Here is a 19,314-nt window from a genome sequence, read left to right as displayed (position 1 = left end):
AATTTCGAACGCCTGAGCCATGTTGCAGCCAACCTTCAAAGCTTGTTCGTCCGTGCCGGTAACGTCGTCTGCTTCTGCTCCCCGAATGGGCAATGACGAGAACCGCAACGCTGGAACCAACGGGCCGTCGACCTCGGTCATCACCAAGGTCAAGCCGAAGACCAAGCGTCCGAACCTCTATCGCGTTCTCATTCTGAACGACGACTACACGCCGATGGAATTCGTCGTTCACGTGCTGGAGAAGTTCTTCCAGAAGGACGCCGAGGCGGCCACCAAGATCATGCTTCATGTCCATCACCACGGGATCGGTGAGTGCGGCGTGTTCACTTACGAGATTGCCGAGACCAAAGTGACGCAGGTCATGGATTTTGCGCGCAAGCACCAGCATCCCCTGCAATGCGTGATGGAAAAGAAATAGCCGCGCGCGGCTCTCGACCCGGTTGAACAAAGGAACGGGTCTTGCATTGTTCGGTGCTGGTCGTTTTCCCGCTAGTTTTTCGGGGAGGGTGCAGCCGTGGCGCGTAAATTTAGAGGAAAACCACGCTTGCGGAACCGGTCTTTCGCCACGATCGTACGTAACTATATGACAGGGGAAGACGAAGGTTGTTGTTGCCTGACCGGGTAATGGCGATCATGATGACCGGGGGCCATAGAGGACGAGAATGCCAACTTTTTCCCAAAGCCTTGAACAATCCCTGCATCGTGCGCTGGCGATTGCGAACGAGCGTCATCATCAATACGCGACGCTCGAACATCTTCTGCTGTCGCTGATCGATGACTCGGATGCGGCCGCGGTGATGCGTGCCTGCAGCGTCGATCTCGACAAGCTGCGCACCAGCCTTGTCAACTATCTCGAAACCGAATTCGAAAATCTGGTTACTGACGGCGCCGACGACGCCAAGCCGACCGCCGGATTCCAGCGCGTGATTCAGCGCGCGGTGATTCACGTCCAGTCCTCCGGTCGCGAAGAAGTGACCGGCGCCAACGTGCTGATCGCGATCTTCGCGGAGCGCGAAAGTCACGCCGCTTATTTCCTGCAGGAGCAGGACATGACGCGCTACGACGCGGTCAACTACATCAGCCACGGCATCGCCAAGCGGCCGGGCGTTTCCGAAGCGCGCCCCGTTCGTGGCGTCGACGAGGAGACCGAGACCAAGGGCAACGAGGACGCCAAGAAGAAGGGCGAGGCGCTCGAAACCTATTGCGTCAACCTCAACAAGAAGGCGCGCGACGGCAAGATCGATCCGGTGATCGGACGCAATTCCGAGATCAACCGTGCGATCCAGGTGCTGTGCCGCCGTCAGAAGAACAATCCGCTGTTCGTCGGCGAAGCCGGCGTCGGCAAGACCGCGATCGCGGAAGGGCTCGCCAAGCGCATCGTCGATTCCGAAGTGCCGGAAGTGCTGGCGGCCGCCACCGTCTTCTCGCTCGACATGGGTACGCTGCTGGCCGGCACGCGCTACCGCGGCGATTTCGAGGAGCGCTTGAAGCAGGTGCTCAAGGAACTGGAGGCGCATCCGAACGCCATCCTGTTCATCGACGAAATTCACACCGTGATCGGGGCAGGCGCCACCTCCGGCGGCGCGATGGATGCGTCCAATCTGCTCAAGCCGGCGCTCGCCTCCGGCACGATCCGCTGCATGGGTTCGACGACCTACAAGGAATACCGTCAGCATTTCGAGAAGGACCGCGCGCTGGTGCGGCGCTTCCAGAAGATCGACGTCAACGAGCCGACGGTGGAAGACGCGATTGCGATCCTCAAGGGCCTCAAGCCCTATTTCGAGGACTATCATCGCCTGAAATACACCAACGAGGCGATCGAGGCGGCGGTGCAATTGTCGTCGCGCTACATCCACGACCGCAAGCTGCCGGACAAGGCGATCGACGTGATCGACGAGTCGGGCGCGGCGCAGATGCTCGTCGCCGAGAACCGTCGCAAGAAGACCATCGGCATCAAGGAAATCGAGACCACGATCGCGACCATGGCGCGGATTCCGCCCAAGAGCGTGTCGAAGGACGATGCCGAGGTGCTCAAGCATCTCGAGCAGACCTTGAAGCGCGTGGTGTTCGGCCAGGACAAGGCGATCGAGTCGCTGTCGGCCTCGATCAAGCTGGCGCGCGCCGGCTTGCGCGAGCCGGAGAAGCCGATCGGTTCCTACCTGTTCTCCGGCCCGACCGGCGTCGGCAAGACCGAAGTCGCAAAACAGCTCGCGGCCTCGCTCGGCGTCGAGCTGCTGCGCTTCGACATGTCCGAATACATGGAGCGGCATACCGTGTCGCGCCTGATTGGCGCGCCTCCCGGCTATGTCGGCTTCGATCAGGGTGGCCTCTTGACCGACGGCGTGGACCAGCATCCGCATTGCGTTGTGCTGCTCGACGAAATCGAGAAGGCGCATCCGGATCTGTACAACGTGCTGCTGCAGATCATGGATCATGGCCGCTTGACCGATCACAACGGCAAGCAGGTCAACTTCCGCAACGTGATCCTGATCATGACCACGAATGCGGGCGCCGCCGATCTGGCGCGCCAGGCCTTCGGCTTCACGCGCAACAAGCGGGAAGGCGACGACCACGAAGCGATCAACCGCCAGTTCGCGCCGGAATTCCGCAACCGGCTGGATGCGATCGTCTCGTTCGCCCATCTCAATGCCGATGTCATCGGTATGGTGGTGGAGAAGTTCGTGCTGCAGCTCGAAGCGCAGCTCGCTGACCGCGACGTCACCATCGAGCTGTCGGAGCCTGCCAAGGCCTGGCTGATCGAGCATGGCTATGACGAGCAGATGGGCGCGCGGCCGATGGCCCGTGTGATCCAGGAGCACATCAAGAAGCCCTTGGCGGATGAGGTGCTGTTCGGTCAGCTCAAGGGCGGCGGCCATGTCCGCGTCGTGCTGGTCAAGGACGCCGAGGACAAGGACAAGATCGGCTTCGAGTTCGTCGAGGGACCGGTCACGCCGAAGCCGGAAAAGCTGCCGGGCGCCCGCAAGCGCAAGCCGAAGCCGGGCGGTCCCAACGGGGGTGGCGGTTCCAAGGGGCCGGCTTCCAAGGGCCCGCTGGTCAAGGCCTAAGCGGCCTCAATCCAAACGAAGAGCCGGCGTGTCGCAAGACCGCCGGCTTTTTGAATGCCCGATTGCTTGATACCTAACTGCCCGGCCAAACCAGCGCCTGGCCGGCCACGACGTATTCACCGTTGAATGTCAGGGAAGGCGAGCCATACAGCCGTGACCGAGCTCAATTGCCTCCGAAACGCGTCGGCAGAACGCAGCATCGTCCTTGCCGGTCAGGAGGCGATAGATGGGAAGCCATCTGGCGGTTCTGGAGACATGCTGGCTTCAGCTTCAACCATACGGTGGTTGAATGAATAGGCTGCGGGCACCGTGGGATGCTGTGTTACCTACCGTGCCTTCGCGAGCGCTCAACGCTCGCCGAGCAGCTCGTCGATCTGGCGCTGCAGCTGCCGCTTCTTGATCTCGCTTTTGCGCAGCCGCTCTTCGATATCGGAGACCGGCTCGGCCGGGCTTTCCGCCCTGAACGCGACGCCGACGAAATTGTCACGCCACCAGATCACTTTGGCGAGGAAGGAGCGGCCCTTGCGCGCGATGCGCAGCGAGAGCTGTTCCTTCGGCAACTGGACGTCATTGCTGAACTCGATGGTCGCACCGCGATCGGAGATGTTGCGGACGATGCATTCGCGCGTCGCGCCGCGCTCGCCGATCTCGGCGACGCCGCCATACATCACTTTATCGCGCACGCTCTCGCGTCGGTCCTGCATTGAAAGTCTCCCAACAAACAGGGAGACTTTTACCCCGCTTTGCTCCCCGTAGAAGTCCGCCCGGCGCAAAATGCGGCATTAACGTAAATTAACGTCGGTTCCGAAGGCAGCGAATTCGGAGCAATTGCAGTGCAAAAAGACCGTGAACGGCGTTGGAATGGTGGATCCAGCTGCAAGCCATGATCGTTTGACGTAACGTTTTCCCGCAAATGCGCTTCCCGGATTGCGAACTGCCATGCCAAGAGGTCGGTTTCTTCGCGCCCTATGGTGCACGGTGTCGCTTACGGTGTCGCTCCTGGCCTCGTTTGCGAGCGCCATCGCCGAGGATGCGGGTGAGGCCACCCGGTCGAGCGCGATCGCGATCCGCAAGGCGGACGCGCCGGCGCGCGAAAGTGAGGCGCGTGAGGCGATGTGCCTGATGATTGAATCGGCGGCGCGGGAGTCGAACCTGCCGCTGGAGTTTTTCGCGCGCGTGATCTGGCAGGAGAGCCGCTTTCAGCCGGGCGCGATCGGGCCGGTGACGCGCAGCGGCGAGCGCGCGCAGGGCATTGCGCAATTCATGCCGGGCACCGCGAACGAGCGCGGCCTGCTCGATCCCTTCAACCCGGTGCAGGCGCTGCCGAAGTCGGCGGAGTTCCTCGCCGAGCTGCGCGAGCAGTTCGGCAATCTGGGGCTCGCGGCCGCCGCCTACAATGCCGGTCCGCGCCGGGTGCAGGAGTGGCTTGCCGGCACCGGGCCGATGCCGCAGGAGACGCGCAACTACGTGCTCGCCATCACCGGCTCCACGGTGGAGGATTGGGCGAAGGCGGGAAAGGGCGGCAAGCAGCCCGAACGAATCCCGGCATCGAGCTGCCGCGAATTGATGGCGCTCCTGAAACAGGCGCCCAATCCCTTCATCGCCGGGCTGGAGGAGCGCGTGAAGCTCGCCGCCGCGAAGCAATGGGGCGTGCAGCTCGCCGCCGGCTTTTCCCGCGACAAGGCGCTCGCGATGTATGGGCGCGCGGTCTCACGCCTTTCGAGCGTGATCGGCAATCGCGACCCCTCTATCCTGACCTCGCGCCTGCGCAGCCGCGGCCCGGCGACGTTCTACCAGGTGCGCTTCGGCGCGGACACACGCGGCGAGGCCGACGGCCTCTGCAACAGCATCCGCAAGGCAGGCGGGGCCTGCTTCGTACTGCGCAACAGGGGCGTGCCGGGGTGAGAGGATTATCGTAGCCCGGATGAGCGAAGCGATATCCGGGAATGCAATCACGGATTGTCCTTTGCCAATCAGGGGCTGCTTGCCTATCTCTCCAGGATTCGTCGCGATCAAACTGACGGCATAACCGTGAATCAGCTTGGATCTGTGGAGCGCCTTGCTCATTGGGGTTTGTGTGCAGGGAGCCTCGTGCTGTGGCTTCTGCTGAATTCCGATTGGCAGAATGCACTCATGTGGGCCGTCAAGGCCCCGAGCCCTCGCTACTGGATTGATGGCACCGTCAGATGGGACAAGGTCGCTCTGTGCCTCGCCTGGAGCTTCTCGGTATTCCTGCTCCATGTCTGCCGCTATGGTATGGCTGCACGCGCGATCATAGCGTTGTTGGCAAGCGTTCTTCTTGTGCAAGGCGTCGATGCTGTCTTGAAGATCAATATGGCCGATATTCCCTACGTGTATCTGGTTGTGAAATATGTTCTTCTCGCAATCATCTGGCTCGTCGCCCCGCTGCTCATAGCAGCGGTTTTGGCCTACGTGACGTGGACGAAGAGGGCATTTCTGCAGACGCATGTGAGAATTCCCTCCGCGATCACGCTGGGCGCCTGTGCGATGATGGTATGGGTCGGGCTGTTCGATGTGATCTATCCCGGGATCGGCTGGCGCTGAGGCGTTCGGTCTGGACAGCGCTTAAACTCCTTACTGGATGGGTCGAGGCTCGAATGTCCCGATTGCACCGCCGATTGCATAGCCGCCCTGAGCTGCACTTGGTTGACGCAGGCTGCTTTCGTCAGCCCTATGCGCGCAACGACTCAAATTCTCATCCGGTCCCGTGGCACTACCTCAACTCGACTCTCCCAGTTGGAAAAGCCCGCTCCGCGCGTTCGCATGGGGCATGAGTTCGGTCGCGTCCACCGTGCTCACGCTGGTGCTGTTTGCGACCTATCTCGGCATCGGCGCGCTCGCACATGACAGCGGTTTCAGCCTGGGCTGGGTGCTCGGCAGGACGCTGCTGGTCTGGGCAGGCCCGGCACAGATCATCCTGATCTCGACGCTGGGCTCCGGCGCGACCGCGGTGCAGGCGGCGATTGCGGTGACGGTGAGCGCGATCCGGCTGTTTCCGATGGTGGTGTCGGTCTTGCCGCTGATGAAGACGCCCAAGACCAGGCGCCGTCACCTCGTACTGGCGACGCATTTCATCGCCGTCACCCTGTGGGTCGAATGCTACCGGCTGTTGCCGAAAGTGCCGCGCGAGCGGCGCATCGCGTTCACGCATGGGCTTGGCTGCGGCCTCGTCACCGTTTGCATGGTCGCGACCACGCTCGGCTATGGCCTGGCTGCCAAGCTGCCGCCGCTGTTCGGCGCGGCGATCCTGCTGCTGACGCCGCTCGCGTTCCTGCTATCGACCGCGCGCAATTGCCGGCAGATATCGGACGTGTTGGCGCTGGTGCTGGGACTGGCGCTGTTCCCGCTGGTATCGATGCTTCAAACTGGTGTCGATATTCTGATCAGCGGCATCACGGCCGGCACCATCGCCTACGGTGTTCACTGGTGGTGGGAGAGGGAGCGCGCATGAGCGAGTTCTTCGGCAGTCCGAACGCGCTGTTGATCCTGGTGCTCGCCGGTTTCCTGCCCAACGAGATCTGGCGGATGGCGGGGCTATGGTTCGGGGCCGGCGTCGACGAGAGCTCCGAAATTCTGGTGTGGGTGAGGGCGGTGGCGACCGCCATCCTCGCCGGCGTCATCGCGCAAATCCTGGTGCAGCCGCCGGGCGTGCTGGCTGATGTCCCGGACTGGCTGCGCTACGGCGCGGTCGCCGCCGGCTTTGCCGTGTTCATGCTGACGCGGCGCTCCATCTTTGCCGGCGTGGTCTCTGGCGAGATCGTCCTCGTGGCTGGGAAATGGTGGCTCGGTTGATTGCGGGCAGCCGATAATCGGGTACTGTCCGGCATATAAGAAACGCCGAGGAAACCAAAATGAACTGGTTGAAATTGTCGGCGCTGGCCTGCAGCCTCGTCTGCACCGCGCTGCCGGCGCATGCGGCGGAATACCCGGTGCGCCCGATCAAGCTGATCGTGCCCTATGCCGCGGGCGGCCCGACCGATGTGCTGGGACGCATGGTCGGCGAATATCTGGCCCGCGACCTCAAGCAGGCGGTGGTGGTCGAGAACAAGGCCGGCGCGCAGGGCGCGATCGGCGCCGAGGCGGCGGCGCGCTCCGAGCCCGACGGCTACACGCTGTTTTTCACGGCGGCATCGATCTTCGTGCTCAATCCGTTGCTCTACAAGAAGCTGCCTTACGACCCCGTGAAGGATTTCCGGATGCTGGCGTTGATCACAGACCTGCCTGTCGTCATGGAGGTTCATCCGTCCGTACCCGCCAAGACGGTCGCGGAGTTCGTGGCCTACGCCAAGCAGAACCCGGGAAAACTCAATTTCGGCTCGGCCGGCACCGGCGGCACCATTCATCTGGCCGGCGAGATGTTCAAGCAGATGGCCGGTATCGACATGGTTCATGTGGCTTACAAAGGCGCAGGACCTGCGCTGACTGACCTGCTGTCGGGTAATATCCAGGTGATGTTCGATACGCTCGGCACCGCGCTGCCGCCGGTCAAGGGTGGGCTGCTGCGGCCGCTTGCGGTCAGCTCGGCGCAACGCATTCCCGACCTGCCCGATGTGCCGACCGTGGCGGAGAGCGGCTATCCCGATTACGTCGTCGGCGTCTGGTTCGGCATCGCCGGGCCGTCGAAACTGCCTGACGATATCGCGCAAAAGCTCACGGCCAGTCTGCACAAGGCTCTGGGCGATGATACATTCCGCGCATCGCTCGAGAAGGTCGGGTATTTGCCGCTGCGGCCCAAAAGCCAGGCCGAGATCGATAAATTCGTCGCGACCGATCGCGCGCGGTGGGCAGGTGTGATAAAGGCGCTCAACATCTCACTGGACTAGGCGATGGCTCAGAAGACTGAAATCCGCGAGGGCGAACTCACCGTCGACATGCCGTCGGCCCGCGATGCCGGCCTCGTCTTCATCGGCCGCATCCGCACGCCCTGGAAGTCGCGGCTGGACACGCCACGGCAGGGCCGTCACGACGGCCCGGTCTGCCGTCTCGAGATTTTCGAGCCCTGGGTGCCCGCGATCAAGGGCGTCGAATTCTATGAGAATCTCGAAGTGATCTATTGGCTGCACCAGTCGCGCCGCGACCTGGTGCTGCAAAGCCCGAAGAACAACCAGAAAACCCGCGGCACGTTTTCGCTGCGCTCGCCGGTGCGACCGAACCCGATCGGCACCTCGATCGTGAAGTTCGTCGGCGTCGAGGGCAACACGATCCTGGTGCGCGGCCTCGACTGCCTCGACGAGACGCCGCTGCTCGACGTGAAGCCCGACCGCTGCGAGTTCTCGCCACTGGCGGCGCAGAAGAGCGGGGATTTTCAGACGGAGTGATGTCCAGTTTCCGCATCATATCGACAATGGCGACGGTGATGGCCGTCGCGTTTGCCTGTGGAACGTCGGTGTTCAGCTATTTGGCGTGGACCCGCGCAAGCCTTCCGGTGTGCGCAGAGCTCAATCCCATCGGGGGTTATCGGAGCGCGGCTTCCGATTTCTGGGCATTGCCTCTGTTCAGTGCATTGGTGGCAGTAATCGTTGAGAAGTCGAGGAGAGACCTAAGAACTTTCCAACAATTCAAAAATCTTGATGTGACCGTGTTTGAGCTTTCAGCCTTTCGTGTCACGTTGGGCATGTTTCTCGTTTACTCAGTACTCTTCGGCATGGTTGCAATTAGTGCAACCATGACCTCGTATTCTGCGAAGCGATACGCCGCGATTTCAACTCAATGCGGGTCGAGCCGCTGAGCAATCCGACAGCCTAACCTCCCTCCAGCGCCGCGGCCAGCTTGGTCGCGTTATCCTCCAGCACTTTCACATCCTCCTTGCGGCTGGCGGGCGGCAATAGCGCCACGCCGTCATGGCGCGGCATCACGTGCATGTGCAGATGGAATACGACTTGCCCGCCGGCGGGCTCGTTGAATTGCTGCACGGTGATGCCGTCGGCCTGGAACGCTTTCATCGCGGCGGCGGCGATCTTGTGGGCGGCGCGTGCGACGTGGGCGTAATCGTCGGGGGTGATGTCGAGAATGTTGCGGGCAGGGGCTTTTGGGATCACCAGCGTATGGCCCGGCGACCTCGGCATGATGTCGAGGAAGGCCAGCACGTGGTCGTCCTCGTAGACCTTGTGGCAGGGAAACTCGCCGCGCAGGATTTTTGCGAAGGGGTTGTTGGCGTCATAGGCGGGCATGGCTGCTTCCCTCAAGTTTGGTCTTCAATCTCATATCGGCCGCAGGCGCGGTCAAGCCTCGTCGGCGGCCTTGCGGAACGGGCCGGCTTCCGTCAGCTCGCGGCCGACCTCGGCCACATAGGCGCGCTCGCGCTTCAGATAGTCCGCGATCGCGCGGCGCAAATCGGGATCGGCGATGAAGTGCGCGGAGTAGGTGGTTTGCGGCAGGTAACCGCGCGCCAGCTTGTGCTCGCCCTGCGCGCCGGCTTCGACGATTTTCAGGCCGCGCTCGATCGCAAAATCGATCGCCTGATAGTAGCAGACTTCGAAATGCAGGAACGGGTGGTGCTCGACCGCGCCCCAGTTGCGGCCGAACAGCGTATCGGAGCCGACGAAATTGATCGCGCCTGCGATCCAGCGGCCGTTGCGTTTGGCCATCACCAGCATCACGTCGCGGCTCATGCTCTCGCCGATCAGCGAGAAGAATTTTCGGGTGAGATAGGGGCGGCCCCATTTGCGCGAGCCGGTCTCCATGTAGAACGCGAAGAATGCATCCCACGCATCCTCGGTGATGTCGGCACCGGTCAGGCGGTGGATCGTGATCCCCGCGGTCACCGCTTCGCGCCGCTCGCGCTTGATCGACTTGCGGTGGCGTGAGTTCAGCGAATTCAGGAAATCGTCGAAGGTACCGTAGCCCTCATTGTGCCAGTGAAATTGCTGGTCGTTCCGCTGCAGGAATCCGTGCGCGCCCAGCAATTTTGCTTCCGCCTCGCGGGCAAAGGTCACGTGTACAGAGGAGGCGCCGGTGGCGTTGCACAGCGCCATCAGTCCGCGTGCCAGCGCCGAGCCGATCAGCGCGCGGTCGACGCCATCGCGGATCAATAGCCGCGGGCCGGTTGCGGGCGTGAACGGCACCGAGACCTGCAGTTTCGGGTAATAACGTCCGCCCGCACGTTCATAAGCATCGGCCCAGCCGCGGTCGAAGACATATTCGCCTTGCGAGTGATTTTTCAGATAGCAGGGCACGATGCCGACGATCTCGCCGTCGAGCCGCGCCAAAAGATGCCGCGGACCCCAGCCGGTGCGGGCGCAGGCCGAGCCCGAGGCTTCGGCCGCCGCAAAAAATGCATGGGAAACGAAGGGGTTATAGACTGGCTTTGAAATCGCGCAGGAAGCTTCCGGCGGGGCCAGCGTATCCAGATTTTCCAGGCCATTCGGATCGCCTGCCGGATTGGCGCAGGCGTCCCATTCCGCAGCCTTGATGTCGCTGACGGAGGGAACGGCTTCGAGGGTGATTTCGGATGATGCCATCTAGAAAATCGGACCGGTCCCATGATGCGATCAGCCATCGCCCATGGTGACCACCCCAAAGATCGTGCATTGCAACGACGACTTCAAGGCCGCATGGCTCGGATCAGGTTCCCGGGTAAAACCCTTCAAAAATCATCTGATCGGCGTAACGCGCGGCCCGTTCGCGCTGCTCGGGCGTGCGCACGGTCCAGGCGAGCAGGGGCAGGCCGAAGATGTTGCGGGCGATCCAGGGGGCCGTTGCGGGCAGTTCGTTGACCCAATAGGCGACGAAATCGGGGCGGCTCCAAAACGCGTGGCGCAGATGCGTCATGCCGCGACGCTGTTCCACTGATGCTTCCGGCCACTCTTCGGCGGTATATTCGCGTTCGGCAACGATGCCGCGGGCGCGGCCGGGGATCAGTTCGCGCAGCGCCACCACCTGATCCGGATCGAAGGACATGCCGACCGCGGGGCCGTCATACGAGGCCAGTACCTCGGCCATTCGCTTCACCAGCCGGCGGTCGCCGTCGAAATGGCTTTTCACCTCGATCACCAGTGGCACGCGGCCTGCGACGAGCGCACAGAGATCGCCGAGCGTCATCATCCGCTCCGGCGTATCCTTGAACTTCACGGCCTTGAGTTCGGCCGCGGTCTTGCCCAGCAACGCGCCGGAACCCTCGGTGAGGCGGCCAAGCGCGTTATCATGATGCACCATCGCTTCGCCATCGGACGAAAGCTGGATGTCGCATTCGATGGAAAAATTGCCGTCAACGGCGGCCTGCGCGGCCGCCGGCATGTTTTCGACGATGCCGCGCGCAATATTATGCAGGCCGCGATGAGCGACCGGCCGCGCCGTCAGCCACTCCGGGGCACGCACGCGGAGCGCTCAGCTCAGGACACTTCGAAGATAGCGTCGACCTCGACGGCGGCGTCCGAGGGCAGCGAGGCGACGCCGACGGTGGTGCGGGCATGCCGGCCCTTGTCGCCGAAAGCCGTGACCATCAGGTCGGAGGCACCGTTGAGCACCTTGGGCCCGTCGAGGAAATCAGGCGCAGAATTGATGAAGCCGCCGAGCCTGACGACGCGGACCACCTTGTCGAGATCGCCGAGCGCAGCCTTGACCTGGGCCAGCAAATTGACGCCACAGCCCTGCGCCGCGGCGTAGCCCTGTTCGATGGTGACGCCGGCCCCGAGCTTGCCCTTGGCAATCAGCTTGCCTTCCGCATTGGCGCAGACCTGGCCGGAGACGAACAGCAGATTGCCGCTACGCACGAAGCCGACATAGTTCGCCATGGGGGTGCGGGGCTCGTTCAGGACGATCCCCTGTGCCGCCAGCTTCTGTTCGACCGTACCCGCCATGTTTTTGTGTCCCCGCTTGATGTGACCCCGCCTGACTTCTATCAGGCGCGCATTGTTTCGCGCATCGCGCTTTGTCTTGCAAGCGACGGCGGAGCCGCGTCCCGCGCCGCGATCGAGCGATCCTGTCCGAAACCGCCGAAAAACAGGGGCTTCGGCATCGAATTCTTACGTTTTCGTAACCCCGCCCTAGTTGCGACGCAATGGAGCCATCACTAATGTAATCGAATCTCCCCTCGAGGAAAAACTGGATATGGCTAGCTCGATTCCGGTTCGTGCGTTGGTGTTCTCGGCTGCAACGACCCTGGTCTGCGGCTTCGCAAGCGGACCGGCGCTGGCGGGCGCCAGCGGGCCGTTTCTTTCCCATCAGGCGCTGTATGAATTGAAGCTGGTCAAGTCGCGCGGAACCAATGCGATATCGGGCGCGCGCGGGCGCATCCTGTACAATTTCTCGGGCAGCGCCTGCGAGGGCTACACCTCCGAATTCCGCCAGGTGTCGGAACTCGACAGCGGTGAGGGCAAGGTGACGCTGAGCGATCTGCGGTCGCATTCCTGGGAGGACGGCGCCGGCAAGAGCTATCGCTTCAAGATCGATAGCCGGATGAACGATGCCAATTCCGCTCCGATCGATGGTATGGCGGAGCGGGTCGGCGACCGCATCACGGTCAGGTTGAAGCAGCCTGTTGCGAAGACGTTCGAGCTCGATGGCAAGGTGGTGTTTCCGACCGAGCAGATCCAGCACATCATCGCTGCCGCCCGCGCGGGCAAATCGGTACTGGAACTGATGGTCTATGACGGCTCCGACAATGGCGAGAAGGTCTACAATACGCTGTCGGTGATCGGGCAGCCGATCCCGGGCACCCGCAGCATCGCGACGCCCGATCCCGCGACTGCCAACGACCAGATGAAGGCGCTGACCCGCTGGCCGGTGACCGTCAGCTATTACGACCATGACGCCAAGGCCAAGGAAGGCGAGCAGACGCCGGTTTACGCGATGTCGTTCGAGCTGTTCGAAAACGGCGTCTCCCGCGCGCTGGTGCTCGACTACAATGACTTCGTGATTGCGGGTGCGATGGGCCGGTTCGACGTCAGGGATTCCAAGCCGTGCAAGTGACGGTCAAGTGACGGCACCGTCGCGCCGGTCCGCAGCCGGAGACTGCGCGCGGGTATCACAATCGTTGCTTGATTTCATCCGTGCGTGAAGTCGCCGGGCTTCAATCCGAGCGCTTTGACGGCTGGCTCCGGAAGCGGCCCTAAGGCTTCGACCCTTTCGTTCGGAGCCATCATTGCTGCGATAATCGCTTCGGCCTTTGCCGGATCCTGTTCAGCCACATAGTAGACCGAGCGAACGGGCGCACCGCCTCCCAACGGTTCAGTTGTTACGAGGACAACCTGACCATTTGCCATGCCTTGATATAGCACTGGCACGGTGCCGTTTCCACGATGGTGAGGGCCCCTGCGAGCCCGCGGTGCAGCAACGGCCATGCGGGATGGGCGTACCCATCTTGTATTGTTCAGGCGCAGCACCAATTACGAATGGTGGGATGCAGAATCGCTCTGGGAGCGAGGACGTGGCCAGCAAGAAAATGGCAGACGGAGGGCTTCCGGTCGTCGCGCGCTTTGAGGTGCGCCACCGCAACTACCTCGCGCCAGACGGCTCGATTAACCGGCCGCTCCCTGCATTCGCCTCCGATGCCGACCTCCTCACCGCGCTCTATCGAGCGATGATGCTGCTGCGCAACTTTGACCGAAAGGCTGTCGCATTGCAGCGCACCGGCCGGCTCGGGACCTACGCCGTTTCGCTAGGGCAGGAGGCGGTGTCGGTCGGGATAGCCAGCGCGATGCGCGCAGAGGACGTCCTGTTGCCCTCCTATCGCGACAATGGCGCGCTGATCTGGCGTGGGGTCAAGCTGGAGGAAATTCTTCTGTTCTGGGGAGGGGACGAGCGGGGCAATCACTTCTCCGGACCGGTCGAGGATTTCCCGTTCTGCGTTCCCGTGGGATCGCAGGCGCCGCATGCCGCAGGCGTTGCCTATGCCTTCAAGCTGCGCAAGCAGCCGCGCGTCGCCGTATGCATGTTCGGTGATGGCGCCACCTCGAAGGGGGATGTCTACGAGGCGATGAATTTTGCCGGCGTACACAAATTGCCGGTCGTGTTCGTCGCCACCAACAATCAATGGGCTATTTCCGTCCCGTTACGGCTGCAGACCGGTTGCGAAACATTGGCGCAGAAAGCCATCGCCGCCGGCTTCATCGGCGAACAGGTGGACGGCAGCGATGTCGTGGCGATGCGCGCCGCGGCCGAAGACGCCATCGCCGCCGCCCGTGACGGCCAGGGCCCGCGCTTCATCGAAGCGGTCACCTACCGGCTCGGCGATCATACGACCTCCGATGACGCGTTACGCTATCGTTCGGCCGAGGAAGTTCAGGCGCGCTGGAAGGAAGAGCCGATTGCGCGCCTGAGGAGCTACCTCGTCGGTCAAAAGATGTGGAGCAAGGCGCAGGAAGAACGGCTTGCCGCGGAGTGCCATGACCACGTCGAGGCAGCGGTCGAGCGCTACCTGGCAACGGAGCCACGCCGGCCTGAATCCATGTTCGAGCATCTCTATGCCGATCTGCCCCGGGTCTATGCCGCGCAGCGCCGCAAACTCGCGGGAGAGGGCGATGCCTGAAATGACGTTGGTCGAAGCCGTCAATCTGGCGCTCGCCCGCGCGATGGAGGATGATCCTGACGTCGTCGTGCTTGGCGAAGATGTCGGCATCAATGGCGGCGTCTTCCGCGCGACCGTCGGGCTGCAAACCCGTTTCGGCCCCGAGCGCGTCCTCGATACGCCGCTTGCCGAACTCCTGATCAGCGGACTCTGCGTCGGCATGGCGGCGCAGGGCTTGAAACCCGTAGGCGAAATCCAGTTCATGGGATTTCTGTATCCCTGCATCGATCAACTGGTGAACCACGCCTCCCGAATCCGCAACCGCACGCAGGGACGGCTCACCTGTCCAATGGTTCTGCGCACGCCGCATGGCGCCGGCATTCGCGCGCCCGAGCATCATTCCGAAAGCACCGAGGCGATGCTCGCCCATATCCCCGGCTTGCGCGTTGTCATTCCCTCGTCGCCGGAACGCGCGTACGGGCTGCTGCTTGCCGCGATCCGCGATCCCGATCCGGTGGTGTTTCTCGAGCCGACGCGCATCTACCGCGCGGCGAAAGGCGAGGTGGAAGACAACGGCGAAGCCTTGCCGCTGGATGTCGCCTTTGTCCTGCGCCAGGGCCGCGACGTCACGCTGATCAGCTGGGGCGCGATGCTGAAGGAAACCATGGCGGCGGCCGACGCGCTGGCTGCCGAGGGTGTCGCCGCCGAAGTGATCGATCTCGCCACGCTCAAACCCTACGATGAAGCGACGGTGCTCGGCTCGGTCGCAAAAACCGGGCGTTGCGTCATCGTGCACGAGGCGACGCGCACCGGCGGATTCGGAGCCGAGATCGCCGCACTGATCGCCGAGCGCGGCCTGACTTCGCTGCTCGCGCCCGTGGCCCGCGTCACCGGCTACGACGCGATCATTCCGATGGCGCGGCTCGAGCAGCATATGATGCCATCGGTCGATCGTATCGTCACGGCCGCGCGCCAAGTATGTCAGTTCAGTTGATTGCTAGCGGACTTGTCCCATGCGCCAGTTCGTATTGCCGGATCTGGGAGAGGGTCTCGAAGAGGCGGAGATCGTGAACTGGTATGTCAACGAAGGCGATCATGTCGTCACCGATCAGCCGCTGGTATCCGTCGAGACAGACAAGGCCGTCGTCGAGGTGCCATCGCCATCGAGCGGACGCATCCTGCATTTGTTCGGCGCCAAGGGCGACGTGGTGAAGGTCGGCGCGCCGCTCGTCGAGTTTGCTGAAGGTCCCGAGCAGGACAGCGGCACCATTGTCGGCGAACTCGGCCCCAGTGAGTCACCGGCTGCAGCAGCAACAGTTTCCAGACGAACGGCCGGAGAGAAGGCACAGGTTTTTCCGGCGGTACGTGCGCTTGCCCGCAAGCTCGACGTCGATCTCGATCTCGTCGAAGCCACAGGACCTGACGGCACCATCACCCGTGCGGACGTGGAAAGGGCGGCCAAGAGTTTGTCCCAAAGCGGACCTGCCGAACTCCTGCGCGGCTTGCGGCGCGCGATGGCTCAGCGCATGACGGCGGCTCATGCCGAAATCGTCCCCGCGGGTGTCACCGATGAGGCCGATATCGACGATTGGCCAACCGGTGAGGACGTGACAATCCGACTGGTGCGAGCGATCGCTGTCGCCTGCAAGGCCGAGCCTGCGCTCAATTGCTGGTACAATTCCGGCGCGGGTGAACGGCGTCTGATCGACCGCATCGATCTCGGCATCGCCGTCGATACCGGGGGCGGGCTTATCGTTCCCGTGTTGCGCAATGTTGCGGCACGAGACGTGTCGGACCTGCGAACCGGGCTTGACCGGATGCGGGCTGACGCCGTCGCACGCGCGATACCTCCGGGAGAACTGCGCGGAGCGACGATTACGCTGTCGAATTTCGGAATGATCGGAGGCCGTTTCGCCAGCCTGATCGTCGTACCGCCACAAGTGGCGATCATCGGCGCCGGCCGGATTACCCAGGGGGTGGTCGCGTATCGGGGCCAGCCGGCGGTGAGGCGCGTACTGCCATTGTCGCTCACCTTTGACCATCGCGTGGTGACGGGCGGTGAAGCCGCTCGCTTCCTGGTGGCACTCAAAGCGGATCTTGAGCAGATCTCGTGAAGACTGCCGTGCGCGGGGCCCCGTATGGGTATATTGAGATGCGACGAGGAGACCCCCATATCGTTTCGATAAGGGAGTCCTTGCTGTGCAGAACGTACAGGCGACTCTTGTGGCGGCCGCTGCAGCCGCTGCCCTTTTGGTCTCTCCCCTTGCCGCCCCGGCGGGGGAGAACAGCGGCAAGCTTGCGCTGACCGTCTCGGTCGACGGAGCGATCGGGCCGGCGACGGCCCGTTACGTGAAGGACGCGCTGACCAAGGCAACCGAACGACGTGCCGAGGTTGTCATTCTCCGCATGAATACGCCGGGCGGTCTCTCGACCAGCATGCGCGAGATCATCGCAGACGTGCTGGCGTCGCGCGTGCCCGTCGTCGGTTACGTTGCGCCCTCCGGAGCTCATGCGGCCAGCGCCGGAACCTATATCCTCTACGCCACGCATATCGCGGCCATGGCGCCGGGCACCAATCTCGGAGCGGCGACGCCGGTGCAGATTGGCGGCCCGCTGCCGGGCCTGCCGGACGCTACCCCTGACAAGGGCGACAAGGACAAGAAGAACGGCAGCGACCAGAAGCCGAAGACAAAGGATGCCATGACGGCGAAGGCGACCAACGACGCCGTCGCCTTGATCCGCAGTCTTGCCGAGTTGCGCGGCCGCAATGCCGATTGGGCGGAAAAGGCGGTGCGGGAGGCCGAAAGCCTTTCCGCGAATGCCGCCTTGCAGGCAAAGGTCATCGATCTCGTCGCACGCGACCAGGCCGAACTGCTCAGGCAAATCAATGGTCGTGCGGTCGAGATTGCGGGCGGCGATACGCGGCATCTGGCGACCAGCGAAGCCGCGCGTGAAGCGCTCGACCCTGGATGGATCTTGCGATTTCTGAGGGTGATCACCGATCCCAACATCGCCTTCATTCTGATGCTGGTCGGCATCTACGGCCTGATTTTCGAGCTTTCCTCGCCCGGCGCGGTCGCGCCCGGGGTGATCGGCACGATCTGTCTGCTGCTCGGCCTCTATGCGCTCAATATGCTGCCCATCAACTATGCGGGCCTTGGCCTGATCCTGCTGGGGATCACGCTCCTGGTCATCGAAGTCTTCAACCCGACCGTCGTGATCGGTCTCGGCGGCATCATCGCATTCGTGCTCGGAGCGGTGATGTTGTTCGAGATCGAGGAGCCCGGATTCCGGCTGTCATGGCCGGTGATCGGCATCGCGGCGGCGATCTTCATCGGCCTGATTCTGGTTGTCCTCGGCTCGCTTCAACGAGCCCGAAAAGGCCCCGTACGTCTCGGCGCGCAAGCCATGCGCGGGCTATCAGCCGAAATCCTCGACTGGTCCGAGCGCGAGGGCCACGTCTTTACCCAGGGTGAACGCTGGCAGGCGCGCGGCACTGAAGCCTTCAAGCCCGGTGAGGTGGTCGAGGTGGCCAACGTCGTGGATTTGACGCTCGTGGTACGGCGCCGGCCGGTGCTGACCGCCCGCGAAGGAGGTACGTGATGATGCTTGATTATTTGACTTATGCGACGCTCGCAGTGCTCGTGGTGCTGTTTCTGTCCTCGGCCATTCGCATCCTGCGAGAATACGAGCGAGGCGTCGTGTTCACGCTCGGCCGCTTCACCGGAGTGAAGGGTCCGGGATTCATCATCCTGATTCCGGTCGTGCAGCAGATGGTGAAGGTCGATCTCCGGGTAATGGTGCAGGTCGTACCGCCCCAGGATGTGATTTCGCGCGACAACGTTTCGGTCAAGGTCAATGCCGTTCTCTACTTCCGCATCATCGATCCCGAGCGCGCCATCATCAAGGTCGGCGATTACATGTCCGCGACCAGCCAGCTCGCGCAGACCACGCTGCGCTCGGTGCTCGGCAAACACGAGCTGGACGAGATGCTTGCCGAACGGGACCGGCTTAATGCCGACGTCCAGGAAATTCTCGACCAGCAGACCGATGTCTGGGGCATCAAGGTCACCACCGTCGAGATCAAGGATATCGATCTCAATGAAACCATGGTGCGCGCGATTGCCAAGCAGGCCGAGGCGGAACGGCTGCGGCGCGCCAAAGTGATCAATGCAATGGGCGAGCAACAAGCCGCCGAGAAGCTCGTCGAGGCCGGCCGAACGCTGGCGCGGGAGCCGCAGGCGATGCAGTTACGCTATTTCGCGGCGCTGCACGACATTGCCGGCGAGCGATCCTCGACCGTGGTGTTTCCGCTGCCGATGGACTTGCTCGGCCATATGACAGGAGGGCGGAGGGAAGCGACGTGACTGTGGTCGTTGCCGGCAAACATCCGCATGCCGCGACCGAAGGATGGGAAGCGCGGACGATGCCGCCGAACATTCAGCTGGAAGGTTCGGCTGCATCCGACAACCAGGGAGAGCCACGATGGTAACTTATGTTGTGCTTGGCAACTTCACCGACCAGGGAATCCGCAATGCCAAGGAGTCGCCGAAGCGGGCCGAGGCTTTCAGGAAGACGGCCGAGACCTTCGGAGTGACCGTAAAGGAGCTGTTCTGGACGCAGGGGCGGTATGATGTTGTGACAATCCTCGATGCGCCGGACGAATTTTCCGCCATGTCGCTCAGCTTGAGTCTTGGCGCCCTGGGCAATGTTCGCACCGAATCGTTGCGAGCCTTCTCCGCGGCGGACATGACGAAGGTTGTCGAGAAGATGCTCTGACAG

At 62.8% G+C, this 19,314-nt stretch carries 22 protein-coding genes; 16 read left to right on the top strand and 6 right to left on the bottom strand.

Features of this window, described 5'->3' with window-relative positions; all coding sequences use genetic code 11:
• Positions 1-85 precede the first annotated feature (85 nt).
• Positions 86-418 (top strand): ATP-dependent Clp protease adapter ClpS, encoded by a 333-nt coding sequence (gene clpS, locus ACH79_RS35600; protein WP_057856747.1) that lies wholly within the window; start codon positions 86-88, stop codon positions 416-418.
• A gap of 244 nt (positions 419-662) precedes the next feature.
• The gene (gene clpA / locus ACH79_RS35595) at positions 663-3,065 is read left to right on the top strand and encodes an ATP-dependent Clp protease ATP-binding subunit ClpA (protein WP_161855104.1); all 2,403 of its coding nucleotides are present in this window, start codon (positions 663-665) and stop codon (positions 3,063-3,065) included.
• Positions 3,066-3,194: 129 nt separating this feature from the next.
• Here clpA and ACH79_RS45260 read toward each other — a convergent pair whose 3' ends face one another.
• Both ACH79_RS45260 and ACH79_RS35585 read right to left on the bottom strand, forming a co-directional pair.
• Entirely contained in the window at positions 3,195-3,281 is an 87-nt protein-coding gene (locus ACH79_RS45260; RefSeq protein ID WP_371419485.1) for a hypothetical protein, read from the bottom strand.
• A 131-nt stretch (positions 3,282-3,412) separates the two neighbouring features.
• Complete coding sequence (locus tag ACH79_RS35585) at positions 3,413-3,769, bottom strand: PilZ domain-containing protein (protein ID WP_065752886.1); 357 nt, start codon at positions 3,767-3,769, stop codon at positions 3,413-3,415.
• Positions 3,770-4,004: 235 nt separating this feature from the next.
• Here ACH79_RS35585 and ACH79_RS35580 point away from each other — a divergent pair, with 235 nt between their 5' ends.
• From ACH79_RS35580 to ACH79_RS35550, 7 genes are all read left to right on the top strand, one after another.
• On the top strand, positions 4,005-4,970 hold the full coding sequence (locus tag ACH79_RS35580; RefSeq protein WP_161855103.1) for a transglycosylase SLT domain-containing protein: 966 nt from the start codon (positions 4,005-4,007) through the stop codon (positions 4,968-4,970).
• A gap of 54 nt (positions 4,971-5,024) precedes the next feature.
• Entirely contained in the window at positions 5,025-5,630 is a 606-nt protein-coding gene (locus ACH79_RS35575; RefSeq protein WP_161855102.1) for a hypothetical protein, read from the top strand.
• Positions 5,631-5,793: 163 nt separating this feature from the next.
• Positions 5,794-6,537 carry an AzlC family ABC transporter permease gene (locus ACH79_RS35570; protein ID WP_202639103.1) on the top strand — a complete coding sequence of 248 codons (744 nt, stop codon included), beginning with the start codon at positions 5,794-5,796 and terminating at the stop codon, positions 6,535-6,537.
• On the top strand, positions 6,534-6,878 hold the full coding sequence (locus tag ACH79_RS35565) for an AzlD domain-containing protein (RefSeq protein WP_161855100.1): 345 nt from the start codon (positions 6,534-6,536) through the stop codon (positions 6,876-6,878). The genes ACH79_RS35570 and ACH79_RS35565 overlap by 4 nt, the downstream gene beginning before the upstream one ends.
• Positions 6,879-6,937: 59 nt before the next feature.
• On the top strand, positions 6,938-7,909 hold the full coding sequence (locus ACH79_RS35560; protein ID WP_161855099.1) for a tripartite tricarboxylate transporter substrate binding protein: 972 nt from the start codon (positions 6,938-6,940) through the stop codon (positions 7,907-7,909).
• A 3-nt stretch (positions 7,910-7,912) separates the two neighbouring features.
• Positions 7,913-8,404: a tRNA (N6-threonylcarbamoyladenosine(37)-N6)-methyltransferase TrmO gene (tsaA, locus tag ACH79_RS35555; protein ID WP_161855098.1), complete on the top strand. Its 492-nt coding sequence runs from the start codon at positions 7,913-7,915 to the stop codon at positions 8,402-8,404.
• Positions 8,404-8,814 (top strand): hypothetical protein, encoded by a 411-nt coding sequence (locus ACH79_RS35550; protein ID WP_161855097.1) that lies wholly within the window; start codon positions 8,404-8,406, stop codon positions 8,812-8,814. The genes tsaA and ACH79_RS35550 overlap by 1 nt, the downstream gene beginning before the upstream one ends.
• Before the next feature lie 13 nt (positions 8,815-8,827).
• Here the strand turns inward: ACH79_RS35550 and ACH79_RS35545 are convergent, their stop codons facing one another.
• The 4 genes from ACH79_RS35545 to ACH79_RS35530 all read right to left on the bottom strand — a co-directional run bounded on the left by ACH79_RS35545 (position 8,828) and on the right by ACH79_RS35530 (position 11,884).
• Complete coding sequence (locus ACH79_RS35545; protein WP_161855096.1) at positions 8,828-9,256, bottom strand: HIT domain-containing protein; 429 nt, start codon at positions 9,254-9,256, stop codon at positions 8,828-8,830.
• Between the two features lie 51 nt (positions 9,257-9,307).
• A complete protein-coding gene (locus ACH79_RS35540; RefSeq protein WP_161855095.1) occupies positions 9,308-10,546 on the bottom strand; it encodes a GNAT family N-acetyltransferase in 1,239 nt (412 codons plus the stop codon).
• A gap of 103 nt (positions 10,547-10,649) precedes the next feature.
• On the bottom strand, positions 10,650-11,402 hold the full coding sequence (locus tag ACH79_RS35535; protein ID WP_161855094.1) for a glycerophosphodiester phosphodiesterase: 753 nt from the start codon (positions 11,400-11,402) through the stop codon (positions 10,650-10,652).
• A 14-nt stretch (positions 11,403-11,416) separates the two neighbouring features.
• A complete protein-coding gene (locus ACH79_RS35530) occupies positions 11,417-11,884 on the bottom strand; it encodes a RidA family protein (RefSeq protein WP_057845844.1) in 468 nt (155 codons plus the stop codon).
• A gap of 250 nt (positions 11,885-12,134) precedes the next feature.
• On the opposite strand from ACH79_RS35530, the gene ACH79_RS35525 reads away from it, so the two are divergent.
• The 7 genes from ACH79_RS35525 (at position 12,135) to ACH79_RS35495 (ending at position 19,311) form a co-directional block, all read left to right on the top strand.
• Positions 12,135-12,995, top strand: a complete 861-nt coding sequence (locus ACH79_RS35525; RefSeq protein WP_161855093.1) for a cell envelope integrity EipB family protein — start codon at positions 12,135-12,137, stop codon at positions 12,993-12,995.
• A gap of 472 nt (positions 12,996-13,467) precedes the next feature.
• On the top strand, positions 13,468-14,553 hold the full coding sequence (gene pdhA / locus ACH79_RS35520; protein ID WP_161856729.1) for a pyruvate dehydrogenase (acetyl-transferring) E1 component subunit alpha: 1,086 nt from the start codon (positions 13,468-13,470) through the stop codon (positions 14,551-14,553).
• Positions 14,546-15,526: an alpha-ketoacid dehydrogenase subunit beta gene (locus ACH79_RS35515; protein ID WP_161855092.1), complete on the top strand. Its 981-nt coding sequence runs from the start codon at positions 14,546-14,548 to the stop codon at positions 15,524-15,526. The genes pdhA and ACH79_RS35515 overlap by 8 nt, the downstream gene beginning before the upstream one ends.
• 19 nt (positions 15,527-15,545) lie before the next feature.
• Positions 15,546-16,646, top strand: a complete 1,101-nt coding sequence (locus ACH79_RS35510) for a dihydrolipoamide acetyltransferase family protein (RefSeq protein WP_161855091.1) — start codon at positions 15,546-15,548, stop codon at positions 16,644-16,646.
• Positions 16,647-16,731: 85 nt separating this feature from the next.
• Positions 16,732-18,135: a nodulation protein NfeD gene (locus ACH79_RS35505; protein ID WP_161855090.1), complete on the top strand. Its 1,404-nt coding sequence runs from the start codon at positions 16,732-16,734 to the stop codon at positions 18,133-18,135.
• Positions 18,135-18,899, top strand: coding sequence for a slipin family protein (locus ACH79_RS35500; RefSeq protein ID WP_161855089.1), 765 nt, complete (start codon positions 18,135-18,137; stop codon positions 18,897-18,899). Before ACH79_RS35505 ends, ACH79_RS35500 begins: the two co-directional genes overlap by 1 nt.
• Positions 18,900-19,017: 118 nt before the next feature.
• Positions 19,018-19,311, top strand: coding sequence for a GYD domain-containing protein (locus ACH79_RS35495; RefSeq protein ID WP_161855088.1), 294 nt, complete (start codon positions 19,018-19,020; stop codon positions 19,309-19,311).
• Positions 19,312-19,314 lie beyond the last annotated feature (3 nt).

Origin of the sequence: Bradyrhizobium sp. CCBAU 051011 (assembly GCF_009930815.1) — a bacterium.
Taxonomy (GTDB): Bacteria; Pseudomonadota; Alphaproteobacteria; order Rhizobiales; family Xanthobacteraceae; genus Bradyrhizobium.
This window is presented reverse-complemented; position numbering and strand designations above follow the sequence as displayed.

Coding starts and splice junctions, on each gene's coding strand:
- clpS (WP_057856747.1), top strand. CDS start 86: ATGGGCAATGACGAGAACCGCAACGCTGGAACCAACGGGCCGTCGACC.
- clpA (WP_161855104.1), top strand. CDS start 663: ATGCCAACTTTTTCCCAAAGCCTTGAACAATCCCTGCATCGTGCGCTG.
- ACH79_RS35585 (WP_065752886.1), bottom strand. CDS start 3,769: ATGCAGGACCGACGCGAGAGCGTGCGCGATAAAGTGATGTATGGCGGC.
- ACH79_RS35580 (WP_161855103.1), top strand. CDS start 4,005: ATGCCAAGAGGTCGGTTTCTTCGCGCCCTATGGTGCACGGTGTCGCTT.
- ACH79_RS35565 (WP_161855100.1), top strand. CDS start 6,534: ATGAGCGAGTTCTTCGGCAGTCCGAACGCGCTGTTGATCCTGGTGCTC.
- ACH79_RS35560 (WP_161855099.1), top strand. CDS start 6,938: ATGAACTGGTTGAAATTGTCGGCGCTGGCCTGCAGCCTCGTCTGCACC.
- tsaA (WP_161855098.1), top strand. CDS start 7,913: ATGGCTCAGAAGACTGAAATCCGCGAGGGCGAACTCACCGTCGACATG.
- ACH79_RS35550 (WP_161855097.1), top strand. CDS start 8,404: ATGTCCAGTTTCCGCATCATATCGACAATGGCGACGGTGATGGCCGTC.
- ACH79_RS35545 (WP_161855096.1), bottom strand. CDS start 9,256: ATGCCCGCCTATGACGCCAACAACCCCTTCGCAAAAATCCTGCGCGGC.
- ACH79_RS35540 (WP_161855095.1), bottom strand. CDS start 10,546: ATGGCATCATCCGAAATCACCCTCGAAGCCGTTCCCTCCGTCAGCGAC.
- ACH79_RS35530 (WP_057845844.1), bottom strand. CDS start 11,884: ATGGCGGGTACGGTCGAACAGAAGCTGGCGGCACAGGGGATCGTCCTG.
- ACH79_RS35525 (WP_161855093.1), top strand. CDS start 12,135: ATGGCTAGCTCGATTCCGGTTCGTGCGTTGGTGTTCTCGGCTGCAACG.
- pdhA (WP_161856729.1), top strand. CDS start 13,468: ATGGCAGACGGAGGGCTTCCGGTCGTCGCGCGCTTTGAGGTGCGCCAC.
- ACH79_RS35515 (WP_161855092.1), top strand. CDS start 14,546: ATGCCTGAAATGACGTTGGTCGAAGCCGTCAATCTGGCGCTCGCCCGC.
- ACH79_RS35510 (WP_161855091.1), top strand. CDS start 15,546: ATGCGCCAGTTCGTATTGCCGGATCTGGGAGAGGGTCTCGAAGAGGCG.
- ACH79_RS35500 (WP_161855089.1), top strand. CDS start 18,135: ATGATGCTTGATTATTTGACTTATGCGACGCTCGCAGTGCTCGTGGTG.
- ACH79_RS35495 (WP_161855088.1), top strand. CDS start 19,018: ATGGTAACTTATGTTGTGCTTGGCAACTTCACCGACCAGGGAATCCGC.